The sequence below is a fragment of the Marvinbryantia sp. genome, assembly GCF_047017445.1.
Taxonomy (GTDB): Bacteria; Bacillota; Clostridia; order Lachnospirales; family Lachnospiraceae; genus Marvinbryantia.
The window spans coordinates 89,176-103,165 of sequence record NZ_JBKXTT010000004.1 but is presented as its reverse complement, the minus strand read 5'-3'; the positions used below and the strand labels follow the sequence as shown (position 1 = coordinate 103,165).

Annotated in this window: 12 protein-coding genes and 1 tRNA gene; 1 reads left to right on the top strand and 12 read right to left on the bottom strand. The window is 45.1% G+C overall.

The features are described from left to right. Nucleotides 1-27: 27 nt before the first annotated feature. The 12 genes from ACLU9Q_RS05850 to ACLU9Q_RS05795 form a co-directional block, all read right to left on the bottom strand. Nucleotides 28-1,548 (bottom strand): sugar ABC transporter ATP-binding protein, encoded by a 1,521-nt coding sequence (locus ACLU9Q_RS05850; protein WP_296906244.1) that lies wholly within the window; start codon nucleotides 1,546-1,548, stop codon nucleotides 28-30. A 5-nt stretch (nucleotides 1,549-1,553) separates the two neighbouring features. Beyond that, entirely contained in the window at nucleotides 1,554-2,522 is a 969-nt protein-coding gene (locus ACLU9Q_RS05845; protein ID WP_296906241.1) for an ABC transporter permease, read from the bottom strand. 61 nt (nucleotides 2,523-2,583) lie between these two features. Then, on the bottom strand, nucleotides 2,584-3,543 hold the full coding sequence (locus ACLU9Q_RS05840; protein ID WP_298515012.1) for a sugar-binding protein: 960 nt from the start codon (nucleotides 3,541-3,543) through the stop codon (nucleotides 2,584-2,586). A gap of 290 nt (nucleotides 3,544-3,833) precedes the next feature. Next, nucleotides 3,834-3,906: transfer RNA gene (locus ACLU9Q_RS05835), tRNA-Lys, on the bottom strand. 100 nt (nucleotides 3,907-4,006) lie between these two features. Next, a complete protein-coding gene (locus ACLU9Q_RS05830; RefSeq protein ID WP_302225440.1) occupies nucleotides 4,007-4,873 on the bottom strand; it encodes a CorA family divalent cation transporter in 867 nt (288 codons plus the stop codon). Continuing rightward, entirely contained in the window at nucleotides 4,870-6,987 is a 2,118-nt protein-coding gene (gene ppk1, locus ACLU9Q_RS05825) for a polyphosphate kinase 1 (protein WP_298515282.1), read from the bottom strand. The genes ACLU9Q_RS05830 and ppk1 overlap by 4 nt, the downstream gene beginning before the upstream one ends. 186 nt (nucleotides 6,988-7,173) lie before the next feature. After that, a complete protein-coding gene (locus ACLU9Q_RS05820) occupies nucleotides 7,174-7,974 on the bottom strand; it encodes a histidinol-phosphatase (protein WP_296906230.1) in 801 nt (266 codons plus the stop codon). A 19-nt stretch (nucleotides 7,975-7,993) separates the two neighbouring features. Then, nucleotides 7,994-8,689, bottom strand: a complete 696-nt coding sequence (locus ACLU9Q_RS05815) for an MgtC/SapB family protein (RefSeq protein ID WP_296906228.1) — start codon at nucleotides 8,687-8,689, stop codon at nucleotides 7,994-7,996. Nucleotides 8,690-8,725: 36 nt separating this feature from the next. Further along, nucleotides 8,726-9,454 (bottom strand): MBL fold metallo-hydrolase, encoded by a 729-nt coding sequence (locus tag ACLU9Q_RS05810; protein ID WP_296906225.1) that lies wholly within the window; start codon nucleotides 9,452-9,454, stop codon nucleotides 8,726-8,728. 147 nt (nucleotides 9,455-9,601) lie between these two features. Next, nucleotides 9,602-10,450, bottom strand: coding sequence for a carbohydrate ABC transporter permease (locus tag ACLU9Q_RS05805; protein ID WP_296906222.1), 849 nt, complete (start codon nucleotides 10,448-10,450; stop codon nucleotides 9,602-9,604). A gap of 3 nt (nucleotides 10,451-10,453) precedes the next feature. Further along, the gene (locus ACLU9Q_RS05800) at nucleotides 10,454-11,347 is read right to left on the bottom strand and encodes a carbohydrate ABC transporter permease (protein ID WP_296906219.1); all 894 of its coding nucleotides are present in this window, start codon (nucleotides 11,345-11,347) and stop codon (nucleotides 10,454-10,456) included. Nucleotides 11,348-11,368: 21 nt separating this feature from the next. After that, nucleotides 11,369-12,652 (bottom strand): ABC transporter substrate-binding protein, encoded by a 1,284-nt coding sequence (locus ACLU9Q_RS05795; protein WP_412624729.1) that lies wholly within the window; start codon nucleotides 12,650-12,652, stop codon nucleotides 11,369-11,371. Between the two features lie 357 nt (nucleotides 12,653-13,009). On the opposite strand from ACLU9Q_RS05795, the gene ACLU9Q_RS05790 reads away from it, so the two are divergent. Then, complete coding sequence (locus ACLU9Q_RS05790; RefSeq protein WP_296906216.1) at nucleotides 13,010-13,915, top strand: AraC family transcriptional regulator; 906 nt, start codon at nucleotides 13,010-13,012, stop codon at nucleotides 13,913-13,915. Nucleotides 13,916-13,990: the final 75 nt, after the last annotated feature.

Here is a 13,990-nt window from a genome sequence, read left to right as displayed (position 1 = left end):
TTCTTCCATGCTCCTTTGGCGCCTGTTCTATTCCATGGACGCTGTCGCCAGCTTCATGATCTTCTCCTGCGTACACTCCTCCTGCTTCAGAATCCCACTGACTCTCCCTTCATTCAGTATCATCACGCGATCCGACATGGAAAGCAGCTCGGGAAGCTCTGACGATATCATCACAATGGCAATGCCCTGCCTTGCCAGATCCACCATTATTTTATATATCTCATACTTCGCGCCCACGTCAATACCACGTGTCGGCTCATCCATAATCAGAACCTTTGGTCGTCTCATCAGCCATTTACTCAATACCACCTTCTGCTGATTTCCGCCTGAAAGCTGCTGAAGCTTCGTATCCATATCCGGCGCTTTTATGGAAATCTCTTTAAAATATCTGCCTGCCTGCTCTTTTTCTTCCTTTCCCTTCATAAAACCATTTTTTGATAATTTTTGCAAAGAGGCAAGGGCAATATTTTCCCGGATGCTTAAACATCCCACGATCCCATCGGTTTTCCTGTCCTCGGTCACCAGCGCAATTCCCGCCCGGATGGCGTCTGAACAGGACCGGATCTTCAGCGGCTTTCCTTCCATCAGGATTTCTCCCGTCTCCGGGATAATCTTGCGGAAGATTGCATTTACCAGTTCGCTTCGTCCGGCTCCCACAAGACCGCCGATTCCCAGAATCTCGCCGCCGCGCACGGAAAACGAGACATCCTGAACGATTTTTTTATTCGCTGCATAGGGATGCGGCACCGTCATATGCTTCACTTCCAGAACAACCTTTCCTATTTCCGCCTTTTCCTTCGGATAGTAAGAGTCTATTTTCCGCCCCACCATATCGGTTACGATTTTCTCCTCCGTCGCATCCGCCATCATTGTGGTGGAAATTGTCTTTCCATCCCGCATAACCACAACCCGGTCCGCATTCGCAAATATCTCCGTCAGCTTATGCGTAATTAAAATACACGCAATTCCCTTTTCCTTCAGGCTGTGAAGAATTTTAAACAGCCGTTCCGACTCAGTCAGGGTCAGGGGCGATGTCGGCTCATCCAGTACAAGGATTTTAGGATTCTTGGTAAGCGCCCTGGCAATCGCCACAAGCTGCTGCTGGCTGGTACCCAGATTCCTCAGGTGCTCTTCCGGCGTCACATCCAGCCCTACCATCTCAATGTACCGGACAGCATTTTCATTCATTTTTTTCCAGTCAATAAGGCCCTTCTTTTTCGGCCATCTGCCAAGATAAATATTTTCCGCCACCGTCTCGTCAAGATGCATACTGATTTCCTGATAAATCATGGCGATGCCCGCTTTTTCCGATTTCTCCGTATCTGTAAAATGGCAGAGCTGACCATCCACCAGAATTTTCCCCTCATAGGTTGATTCCGGCCAGGAACCGCTGAGAACCTTCATCAGTGTCGACTTTCCTGCGCCATTCTCACCGCACAGCGCCAGAATCTCACCGGAATATGCCTGAAAACTTACGTCATCCAATGCCAGCACACCCGGGAAACGCTTTGTAATATGCTGCATTTCCAGAATTGCTCTTTTTTCCATGAAAATCACCCCTTATCCGCCGATGCTTTAGAGCGCCGGTAGGTATCGACGCCAACTGCAAAGATAATAATTGCCCCAACTACAATTTTCTGCCAGTAGGCATCTACGCGAAGCATAGTCATCGATACGGTCAGGGTTTCCATAATCGCCACGCCGATCAGGGTCCCCACGATCGAACCGGAGCCTCCATACATACTGGTTCCCCCGATTACTACGGCGGAAATAACCGTCATTTCCCAGCCGTTTCCGGCATTTGCCTGAGCGGACGAAAGACGGGACGCGGTCAGAATACCCGCCATGCCTGCCGTCACGGCAGAAATAATATAGGTAATAACAGTAATCTTATCAATATGGATACCCGAAAGACGCGCTGTCTCCGCATTTCCGCCCACCGCCATAATCGAGCGCCCGAACACGGTATATTTTAAAACCACCGATGCGATTACCATTGCCGCGAACGCTATATAGACAGAATAAGGAATAGAAAATAATGTGCCCTGTCCCAGTTGGTTAAAGCTATCCGGGAATCCGCCAAAGGGCACCCCTTTCGAAATAACGTTAATGGCTCCACGTCCAATATACATGGTACCAAGCGTTACAATCAATGCCGGAATTTTAAATTTGGATATAATTACGCCATTGACCACTCCGATCAGTGCCGCAACCAGCAGCCCCGCCAGAATGGAAACGACCACCGGAAGCTGATAACGATCCATGCACATACCGGTAATCAGGCTGGCAAGACCCATAGTAGAACCGATGGACATTTCCATCTGACCGCTGATCAGCACGAAGGTGACTCCAATAGCGCCCAGCAGCGTAATCGATATGGAACGCAGCAGATTAATTACATTATTCATGCTGAAGAACGCATGATTCACAACCCCTGTTACAATGCAGATGAGAAGCCACGGAATAAAAATACCCATTTCCTTGCTGGAAATGATTTTCCTGAAAATTGATTTCTGTTTCATAAAATCCTCCCTTCAAAAGTGCAACTGCCGCAGCTATTCTGCGGCAGTTATTTTGTCATCGTTATTCCTTGTAGCTGTCTACATTATCTGCTGTTACCATGGTAACGCCCGTATCGATAACCTGCTCTTCCGGTCCGTTTCCTTCGATCGTCTGTACCAACAGCTCGACACCAAGATAGCCCATCTCATACGGCTTCTGAACAGTCGTCGCGTCTACGACGCCCTCGCGGATATAATTCAGAGTATCCTCCATATCATCGAATCCGATAATGCAGTACTGATCTGTGATTCCCATTTCTTCTGCCACCTTGCCTGCCGCCTGTGCATCCGTAGAACTGGTTCCGAAAATAGCAGTCATTTCCGGATAGGTCTGCATCATCGCCTGGGCTTTCTGCGTTCCGATCAGCAGATCCGCGTTCGTATCTTCCGTCACAATTATTTCCATATCCTGATATTCTTCCAGCGCGGCTTTAAATCCTTCCACGCGCGATACCATATTGGATGCATTGATGCCGCCCATAAGAATGCCTACCTTTGCTTTGCCGTCTGTCATCTCCGCCATGGTCTGGCCTGCCTGGAATCCGGCGTCATAATTGGAGGTTCCCGCATAATAGGAACGCGCGGAATCCGGCGCATCCGTATCAATGCAGACAACCGGAATTCCCGCGTCAACGGCTCTCTGAATTGCCGGCCCTAATGCTGTCGGGTCAAGCGCCATTGTTATAATGCCATCTACCTGCGCCGCCACTGCCGCGTCAATCTGCTTTACCATTTCGTCCACGTTAATTTCTGTCGGTCCCACGGTCTGCGTATCCGTCCCATATTTCGCATCTGCAGCCGCCATGCCTTCTTCTGCAATAGACCAGTATTCCAATCCAACAATGGGGTTAACCCAGGTGAAGCGATAGCCTCTGGCTTCTTCCGTTTCCGCTTCCTCTGCAAATGCGCTCGTACATGTGCCCGCTGCAAGCCCTGCTGTCATTCCAAGAACCAGCATAGCATTTATTATCTTCTTATTCATACTGTACCTCCCGTCCTAAATAATATTTTATCGTACCCTGTAAAATCCTGTCGTTCATTCTGCGTTCAAAAGCTTTTGATATTTGTATTATACCACCACTGTCCCGCTCTTTTATATTAGAAGATTTTACTGTCCATTATAATATCTTGCCCTGGTTTTACATCTGTTTGACCGGTAAGCATAGCAAAAATTTGACGAAGTCATTACCATCCACAGCCGATATCCTGTCGTTTACACACAAAAAAAGCACCGCCCCCGCAGCTCCAAGTCTGCAAAAGCGATACTTTCAGTGCGCGATCAGGGGCTCGAACCCTGGACACCCTGATTAAGAGTCAGGTGCTCTACCAACTGAGCTAATCGCGCTTTTATTATTTTCTTCGGTACCCCACCGAACGAAAAGTATTATATTATATTTTTCTTGCAAATGCAAGCACTTTTTTATATTTTTTTAAGATTTTTTTATTTAAAAAATTTTCTTTATCTTAAAAATAATAATGCAGGCTATTACCACTATGACACTTAATATAATGACACCATGATATCCGTTTTCCAGCTCCGGCATGTTCTGGAAGTTCATTCCGTACCAGCCCGTAATCAGGGTAAGCGGGAAAAAAACGGTTGAAATAACGGTCAGAAACTGCATGTTGCTGTTCTGCCGGGCGTCCACCTTTGATTGATAGGCATCGTTCACCTGTCCCGCGTATTCCAGCAGATGAAAGGTTTTATTCATCAGCCGCTCCGCCCGGTCCGATATCGTGCCAAAATATTTTAGCTGCTTTTTGGCAAAATAGCGGTTTTCATTTTCCTCCAGCGCCTTTCCGACATCCATGATTTCATCATAATAGCCTCTTAATATAAGAAGCTCGCGGCGCAGCTTCATGATACCGGACTGAAAGTTTTCCGCGCGGTCCCGCTGGACAGCCTCCTCCAGCTCCATCAGCCTCTTTTCAAACAAAGCAAGCTGCTCCTGGTCCCGGTTCAGAAATTCCGCCATGAAATGAAACAGAAACATTTCCTTTGTCATGTTTTCGCTGCCTTTTCTCTGCCGGATTCTTTCTGTCATCCTCTCCGAAAAACCCTCATCATCCACCAGAACGATTTTATCCCGCGTGATAAAGAACAGAATGCAGTATCTGGCTCCCTGCACATCGAGAAACCGTGGAATGCAGAAGGAACCCGTCAGACAATTCTGCTGCGCCTCCAGCTTGCAAAAACCGATTTTCTTTAAATCTATCTCGCCCTCATACAGAATCCCGCTTTTTTCCAGCTCCCTGGGCGCGCCTGCGGAATCCGTAATGACCGGCTCAAACGACACATCCTTTTCTATCACTTTTTGATTTCCTTCTCCGTCTTTTCCGCATTGCTGTAAGCCATTGCATAAAACAGCTCCTGGGAATCCAGCTTCACATCGCCCAGGTTCCGGTTCACATAGATTCCTTTTGATGTGAGACATTTTCCCTTTTCATCGTCATGCATCATGGTCTCAAACATCCATCCGAGGTGGTCCTTCAGCTTCTCATCGAGCACCGGCGCGGCAACCTCCACCCTGCGGACAGTGTTGCGCGTCATAAAATCAGCGGAGGCAATATACACCTTCTCCCGTTCCTTTGTCCCGAACCGGTAAATTCTGGAGTGCTCCAGATAACGCCCTACAATGCTTACCACCTTTATGTTTTCCGTGTAGCCCTTCACGCCCGGTATCAGACAGCAGATTCCTCTGACTATCATTTCAATTTTTACACCCGCCTGGGACGCCTCCACCAATTTGTCAATAATCACCTTGTCTGTCAGAGAGTTGATTTTTATTCCGATGTAGCCGTCCTCCCCGTTTTTCACATGCGCGATTTCTTCCTCTATCATATCGAGCACCCTGTTCTGCAGGCACTTCGGCGCCACCAGAAGAAGCCGGGTCTCCTCCACCGTCTCTCCTCTCAGCAGAGCCGCGAAAACCTCCGCGGATTCCTTTCCTATATCCTGATTTCCCGTAATCAGCGAGAGGTCCGTATACAGCGCCGATGTTTTCTCGTTGTAGTTTCCAGTTCCCACCTGCGTGATGTAGGATACGCCCTCCTCTGTTTTTCTGGAAATCAGGCAGAGCTTGGAGTGCACCTTGTAGCCGTTCAATCCGTAAATCACCCGGCAGCCGGCCTCCTCCAGCCTTCTGGAATATTCAATATTGCTTTCTTCGTCAAACCGCGCCCTGAGCTCCACCAGAACGACCACTTCTTTGCCGTTTTCCGCAGCTTCCACCAGCGCGTCCACAACCTGGCTCTTGTCCGCCAGACGATATAACGTCATCTTTACAGATACCACAGTTTCATCCTTCGCCGCCTCATAAAGCAGCTTAATAAACGGTCTGATGCTTTCAAACGGATAGGATAACAACACATCCTTTTCCATAATCTGCGGAATCAGCGGCTCCTTGTCATCCAGCTGCTGCGTCATTCTCGGAGTGCGTCTCTGATAGAAGATATCCTCCTGCCCGGTATTTTTCAGATAGCTCTGAATCGCCGACACAAACGACATATCCAGCGGAACCTCCGATAAAAATACGTGCTCTTTGTCCACATGGATATCCCTGCATAAGGAGCTGATCATTTTTTTATTGAGCTCCCTGGAAAGCTCCATCCGCACCGGATTCATCCGCTTTCTCTGCTTGATGAGGTTTTCCATCGCCTTCCGGTATTCCATATCCTCGTCGTAAACGGTCTCCGTGTCGATATCTGCATTTCTGGTAACGCGGATCAATGATTTTTCTTTCACTTCATAATTTTTAAACAGCTTGGGCAGGAAATGAAGAATCAGCTCCTCCGAAAGCATAAAGGTCCCTTTTCTGGTCGGGATATCTATCAGACGCTTAAAAACGTTGTTGCTGCAGGGGATAATTGCCGTTCTTGACTTTCCTCCCTTCGTTACCAGCAGCGCCGCCGCATAAATATCTTTATTTTTTAAAAAGGGGAACGGCTGCTGCTTGCTTACGATATTCGCGGACAGATACGGCGCAATTTCATTGTCAAAATAAGCTTCCAGAAGCCTGCCCTCCTCCGCCGACAATTTATTAAAGTTTATCAGACGCACACCCTTTGGCTCCAGCTCTCCCATCAGCTGCTCGTAAATCACCGCTTTTTTGCGGTCCAGCTCTCTGGTGACTTTCAAAATTGCCTTCACCTGCTCCTCGCTGGTCATATTGGTCTTGTTTTCCCGCACGACCTCCGAGGATTCCATCTGGTCCATAAGCGTGCCAACTCTTACCCCATAAAATTCATCCAGATTTGACTGATAAATGGCTGCAAAGGTCAGACGTTCCGCCAGCGGCACCTCCGGATTTCCGGCTTCGTTCAATACTCTTTCATTAAATTTCAGCCACGATAATTCCCGGTTCATCATGTATGGTATGTTTGCCGTTTTTGCCTCTTTTTCCGTTTTTTTGTCTGTTTTCTTCATCTGAATTTTCCTCTCCTTATAAGCTTTTTCCGCTGTAGAACAGATTGCTTATAAGAATCATACTCATTTTATGTCAAATCCAGGAGAACTCTGTCTTAAATCTGTGTAAAAAATGATGGTATGTCAAAATATGCCCTACTCCTTCATCTGAACGGACAGGAGCCTTTTTTCACAGCCCCTTTATTTTTACATATAATCAGCGCGGTGGCAGGATTTTCTTCCCGGTCTGCGCAATGTCATTGTATCTGCCAGCTTCAGTCTATGCTCCGCTACCATTTTTTCCGCAACATCCAGAGCCTCCGGATTCCAGACTTTTTCCGGCTGATGCGCATCTGCGCCAAATATAACAGTATTACCCACTTCTCCGGCGATTTTCCAAAATTTAACGTTCGGATAATGACGTTTTTCCCAGATACCAAGAAAATTAATCTCGAGAGGGATCTCCAGCGCTTTCGCATGAATGCACAAATCACGTATGTATTTTTCGTACATTTCATTTTCGCCTGTAAAATTCAAAAAGTCCGGATGAGCAAAACAGGAAAAGTATCCCGTGTTCAATGCTTCTTTCGCCTGCGCGCAATAACGCTGCAGGCGCTGTGGATCCTTTGTAGGTTCTCCGCTGAATACATCATCAATCTCATTTCCAAGATAATGCTGAGCCAGCAAAAAATATTCAATAGGATACTGTCCTGTAATATTCAGCAGCTTTTCAAAATAGCGGGGATAATACTCTACCTCAAGCCCTAAATGAATTTCAATATCTTTTTTATATTCTTCTTTCAGCTGCAGAACCGTATCTACGTAATCCTCTAACTGATCCACATCCATTTTCACAGCACTGACATACCCGCCTTCATAAGGCATGGGTGTGTGATCAGAAAACCCCAGTATTCTCATCCCCCCTTTAATGGCATTCTCTATATAGTCGCGTTCAAGTCCCACAGCGTGCTTACACCGCCATGTATGGGTATGGTAATTAGCAATCATATTCTCCTCCTGCCGTTCCTTACAATTCTTCCACAAACCGCAGCCCTTCAATCTGCCGTATTTCAGCCAAAACGGTTCTGTGGCAATCTTTTTTCGGAAATCTAATAGCAATCATCGCACATACATCGTTTACATACCACTTATTTTCTGCTTTTCGCATTAAGTTCACTACACGGATCCCGCGAAAATTAAAATATTCCATTAATCGCAGCATAAATTCTTCATTTTCTCCATCCACATATATTGTCATGCTTCTGGAACGCTCCATAATTTTCCGGTCAACATAATTAAAAACAAAAGCAGTAATATGGATCACACACAGGCCCGCAAAAGCTCCAAAATAAAATCCTGTACCAATGGATAGACCAAGAGCTGCTGTTACCCACAAAGCCGCGGCTGTAGTCAATCCTCTCACCTGATTGTATCCAGTGACCATAATAGAACCTGCCCCCAGAAATCCGATTCCACTGACAACCTGCGCTGCCATTCTCGCCGGATCTCCGGTTCCATGCGTTAGGAATTGACAGATAAAATCATTCGTGATCATCACAAGCGTGGAGCCAAGACATACAAACGAAAATGTCTTCAATCCAGCCGGACAGCCTTTCTTCTCCCGTTCGAGTCCAATAGAGGCTCCACATGCAAAGGCAAGGATAATTTTCAGCAGGGCACCGCTCTCAAATTCTGTAAAATTCAATTTTAACAAAAAAACCATCAACGTCTCCATCTGATTGCCCCTTTCCCAGATGCGTTAAAACTCCACATCCATCCCGTCATACGCTGCCAAAAAACCCTTTTCTGCAAAAATCGGCGTGATCCGCTCATGAAGAGGATTAAATCGATGTACAAAATGAGTCAGGACAAATTTCGTCTCCTCTGTTGCCATTCCCTCTGCCAGCATCCGGTCCCGTACCCGGATATTGTCCGGCAACCCCATATGCCCGGCATAAACCCCCGTTTCTTCCACCATCGTACAGTCCAGGACAACACAATCGAACCGGTAATCTTTCAACTTCTGCCACGTTTCTCTGCAAAACATACTGCTATCATGCCCATAGAGAAGTGTTTTTTCCTGATCCCGGATTATATAGATCATGCAGTTTTCCTTTTTGTCATGGTTGGCCGGTAATGGCATCACATAATATTTTCCAAGAGAAAATCCCTGATAGTAACGCAGTTGGTGAAGTTTTAGATATTCCTCCGTCTTTCCGTGATCCTCCCCCAGATTTTCTATAGCCTCCACAACCTTCTGTATAATTTTTTCATTTCCGTATACGTCCAAAGACCGTTTTCTGTCATAAAATGCCCAGGGCGGCAGAATAGACGTCAGCGTAGCAGGAAAAAAATGGTCCTCATGAGAATGAGTTACAAGCAAATGCGAAATAACCGATAAATCCAGATTCCGAAATAAAGTCTGTGCATAGGTATCCATAGAAAAATCTATCAGCACATCCTCGTCCAGCTGTACACATGTCCGCATACGCAGATTTTTTCCTCCTGCCTTTCTTATTTTCTGACAATACCTGCATTCACAGAATGCGGCCGGAACACCTTCTGAAGCCGCAGTTCCATAAAAATGTAATTTCATTTTGTTCTCTCCATCTTATCTTTCTGTTCGGTTTGCAAGTTATCCTTTTACGCCTGATACGACGACACCCTGGATAAAATATTTCTGGAAAAACACAAAAATAATCAATATAGGAAGCGCTACCATAACGGCCCCTGCAAATACCAGATTCCATTCCGTTGCATTCATTCCGCTGAAAAAAGTCAAACCTACTGAAATAGTCTGCTTTGAATTGGAATTAATAAAAATAAGCGGTTCCAGATAATTGTTCCACTGATCCTGCATGGCCATGATAATCACCGCAAAGACAGTCGGTTTTACCTGCGGAAGAATAATATGCGTAAACCTTTGCCATACAGTACAGCCATCCACAATAGCTGACTCATCCATTTCAACAGGAATCCCCATCATACTCTGCCGAAGCATAAAAGTATAGAAAGGTTTTGCAAAAAAGAACGGCGCAATAACCGGAAACCAGGTATTAAGCAGCCCCAGCTTACTATAAATCAGATACAGTGGCGTCAGTACGATCTCCGTAGGAATAATCATGGTCAGAATCACCAGAACAAAAACCTGGTCCCTCCCTCTCCAGCGGATTCTTGAAAATCCAAAGGCCACCACGGAAGAAGATAAAACAGCGCCAATCACCGAAGTAATTGTAATAATTGCTGAATTTTTCATCATCTGTCCAAAATCAAAAGCCGGATACTTATAGGCCTCCAGATAATTGGCAAACCTGAAAGGCCATACCCAGAATTTGGGTGGATATTGAAACAGCTGTTCATAGCTTTTGAAGGAATTTAAGAAAAACCAATACAGTGGAAACACAAAGATCACAGCCAGGATTAATAGCGCTGCGTAACAACCAATTTTTCCGGCAGTCCTTCCATAGATACTTTTTCTATTCATACTTTATTCACTCCCATAATGAACCCATTTATTCGACGTCCGGAATACAAAAACAGTCAATATTCCCACAATTACAAAGAGCAGGATCGACATGGCATTAGCATATCCAAGCTTATAATTGGTAAATGCCGTCTTATAAATGTATAGCATATATACCAGACTGGCATTGTCAGGTCCTCCATCCGTCAAAATCTTGATCTGTGTAAAAGTCTTAAAAGCGCCTATTAAACCAATAAGAAGATTCATAAAGATTGTCGGGCTCATCAGCGGTAAAGTGATATAAAACGCCTGACGCCACCTTGTGCATCCGTCCAGATCCGCCGCCTCATAATAAACGGTAGGAATTGCCTGAAGTCCTGCCAAATTTATAATAATCATCTTTCCGGACTGCCACAAACTGATAAACACTACGCTGGCAATAATTGTTCCCGTCTGCCCAAGCCAGGATACTTTATCAATTCCGATCAGCCCCAGAAGGTAATTAATAATACCGAATTCCGTTTCCAGCATCTGTTTCCAGAGCAGAGTGGATGATACTACCGCCACAAGGCATGGCGCATAAAAGAGTGTCCGGAAAACCAAAATCCCTCTCAATTTCTGGTTCAGCAGATTCGCCAGGAGAAAGCCAAAGGCTAACTGAAGAGGCACGGAAATAACAGCATATAATAAAGTGATTCCAAGAGATTTCCAAATCAATGGATCCTTCGTAAACATGGTAATATAATTCTCCAGACCGACAAATTTGGGTTCTGTCAGAAAATTATAATCTGTCAGACTGATTCCAAAAGCCAGAAGCAGGGGGATAAGCGTAAAGCCTATCACCCCTATCAACCACGGAGAAATAAACAGTAAGCCCTGACAAATCGCTCTCTTCTCTTTTACTGTATATTTTTTCATGACATACTCCTTTTTGTGCAATTAACCCGCCTTGTTCTCCTCCACTACTGCTGTAATAGAAGCATCCAGATCCTGCAGTGCCTCTGCCATAGTCTTCTCACCTGTAATTCCCTGCTTCAGACCGTCTGCATATAACTGCGAAAACTGCTGATACGGAATGTACTGGGACAGCACGTTAGGGTGCACATAATCAAGAGCATCTTCAAATGCTTCAATCCTGTCTGCAACCTCTGTATCAAAATATCCTTCTCTTACCTCTTCCAATGCCGGAATCGCACTGTTAGAATCGGCATACAGCTTCTGGCTTTCCGGCTGTACCAGCTGCTCCATCAGGGCAACTGCCGCATCGAGATTTTCTGTTTTGGGATTTATGATAAGTCCACAGACATTGCTGGAACAATAACGTTCTCCCGTCTCCGGATTTACCGGGAGCTCCACAGAATCCCATTCAAAGCCTGTGATCCTGGAATATGTCGGCACCTTCCACACACCTGCCGCGATCATGGCAATTTTTCCGCTCATAAACATATCGTCACCGGAAGAAATGGTAGTAACATCGATAGAAGGAGACACACCGGACTGATACATGTCCGCCAGCGGCTGCAGCGCTTCTGCGATGCCAGGATCATCCAGCAGGCAATTTTCTCCTGTCTCATCAAAAATATCATATCCGGAAGTCCAGATAATCTCCCAGCTCGGAAGACGATCCGCCGGCACATAAAATCCGTACTGTGTAGTTTCTCCTTTTTCATCCTTTACAGTCAGCTGTTCCGCGATTTCCTGCAGATCAGCCCATGTCCAGGTATCTTCTATTGCTTCTAAATCAATACCTGCTGCTTCCATAATAGTCTTATTGTATACAATAGCGGAACATTCAATGGTCAGAGGTATCCCCATCTGTTTTCCTTCGAACTGATACGTTTCCACCAATACCGGATCCAGGCTGTCCAGATATTCCTGAAGCAGCGGTGAATTCACAATCACCTCCGTCAAATCCATCGCATTTCCTGCCGCTGCATAAGATTCAAAATCCGGTCTCGTCATTTGATAAACATCCGGTCCCGTACCTGCTGCAATCGCTACCGGAAGCTTCACCCAATAATCTGCGCTTGACGTCAGCTCCAGTTCTACATCAAGGTCTGCGTTTGCTTCTGCATATTCCGCCTGAGCATTCAGCGCTGTGGTTGCCTCGGTACTCCATGACCACCATGTTACAGTTTCCTTTGCATTTACGCTGCCCACCATTAATCCGGCAACCATAGTCCCACACATCAAAACACTACATCCCTTTTTCATTTTACGCATCTGATTCACCAATCCTTTCCTTCTTCTTGCATCTGCATAAAAGCGATTTAATTTTTGTAAAAATGTTGTCTCATTTGTTTCTTTTCGTCTACGCGTAGATTTTAAATTAATTTGTGAAATTTTCCCATTTTTTCACTCAATTTCTATTTCTTTCTAATATCTGTATAATATACTATCATGAAAAATGATAGCATTCTTCAATCTGATGTTGTTAATTTTTCTAATTATGTTGTATTTTTCTCTATGTAATGTTATAATTTCTTATCTTCATCATGAATGAAGTCCCTCCGGCAAATAGCTTTGCCTTTATCTGACAGCATACCATTTCGTTTGCAGACAGAAAGGAATCGTCATTTTATGAGCAAAAAAAAGCGCAATACCTACCTGTATGAAAATCTTTCCACCAGAAAAGCCATTGCACACATGCAGTTAAATGATTTTACCACCTCGCCGCCCACTAACACCAATATGGTAGTTTATGAAAGCGGACACAAGGCTCACTGTGAACCCGGCTGGTACACCTTTCTGCGGGTCTATGACCATTATCTCATTCATTATATTCTCAGCGGAAAAGGGACCTACTACACCCCGTATGGAACATATCAGATCCAAGAAGGCGATCTCTTCCTGATCCGGCCGGACGAAGCTATTTATTATATTGCGGACATGGAAAATCCCTGGACCTACTACTGGTTCGGTTTCAATGGCAATGATGCTTTCAAAATCATGCGCCTATGCGGTTTCACAGAAAACAATCCCGTTCTTTATCACGGAGAAGATGAAAAACTAAAAGAATTGCTGCACAAACTGGTCTATCCCCAGTTTTCTGATCTTTCCAGAGAATATGAACTGTTGGGATATCTGTATGAAGTATTCGCCCTGATCATCCAGCGCCAGCCTCATCCTGCCGTAAGCAATGCTGAGCAATATCTTGCCAGCGCTATTTCCTATATTGAACAGCACTTTATCCAAAGTGATCTGCGAGTCAGTGATATTGCTGTTTATGTTGGTATCGACAGAACGTATCTATATCGGATCTTCTCAGATTTACTCCATGTATCAGTTCAGGATTTTATCCAGCAGTTCCGCCTGGACAAAGCCAAAGGCCTTTTAAAATTTTCTAATACTCCTATTAACCAGATTGCATCTACGTGCGGTTTTGAGAGTCAGGCATATTTTTCAACGGTATTTAAAAAATATTACCAGATGACACCACTACAGTATCGCAAAAAAGAGGCTGCTGAAAAAGAAAATTCCATATAGTAAAACTACAATATTGAAAAATTCTCCGGTCAAAAAGAACCGGAGATTTCACTTCTAAGATTAATCCCAAAATCA

Coding starts and splice junctions, on each gene's coding strand:
- ACLU9Q_RS05850 (WP_296906244.1), bottom strand. CDS start 1,548: ATGGAAAAAAGAGCAATTCTGGAAATGCAGCATATTACAAAGCGTTTC.
- ACLU9Q_RS05845 (WP_296906241.1), bottom strand. CDS start 2,522: ATGAAACAGAAATCAATTTTCAGGAAAATCATTTCCAGCAAGGAAATG.
- ACLU9Q_RS05840 (WP_298515012.1), bottom strand. CDS start 3,543: ATGAATAAGAAGATAATAAATGCTATGCTGGTTCTTGGAATGACAGCA.
- ppk1 (WP_298515282.1), bottom strand. CDS start 6,987: ATGAAGAAAACAGACAAAAAAACGGAAAAAGAGGCAAAAACGGCAAAC.
- ACLU9Q_RS05820 (WP_296906230.1), bottom strand. CDS start 7,974: ATGATTGCTAATTACCATACCCATACATGGCGGTGTAAGCACGCTGTG.
- ACLU9Q_RS05815 (WP_296906228.1), bottom strand. CDS start 8,689: ATGGTTTTTTTGTTAAAATTGAATTTTACAGAATTTGAGAGCGGTGCC.
- ACLU9Q_RS05810 (WP_296906225.1), bottom strand. CDS start 9,454: ATGCGGACATGTGTACAGCTGGACGAGGATGTGCTGATAGATTTTTCT.
- ACLU9Q_RS05805 (WP_296906222.1), bottom strand. CDS start 10,450: ATGAATAGAAAAAGTATCTATGGAAGGACTGCCGGAAAAATTGGTTGT.
- ACLU9Q_RS05800 (WP_296906219.1), bottom strand. CDS start 11,347: ATGAAAAAATATACAGTAAAAGAGAAGAGAGCGATTTGTCAGGGCTTA.
- ACLU9Q_RS05795 (WP_412624729.1), bottom strand. CDS start 12,652: ATGCGTAAAATGAAAAAGGGATGTAGTGTTTTGATGTGTGGGACTATG.
- ACLU9Q_RS05790 (WP_296906216.1), top strand. CDS start 13,010: ATGAGCAAAAAAAAGCGCAATACCTACCTGTATGAAAATCTTTCCACC.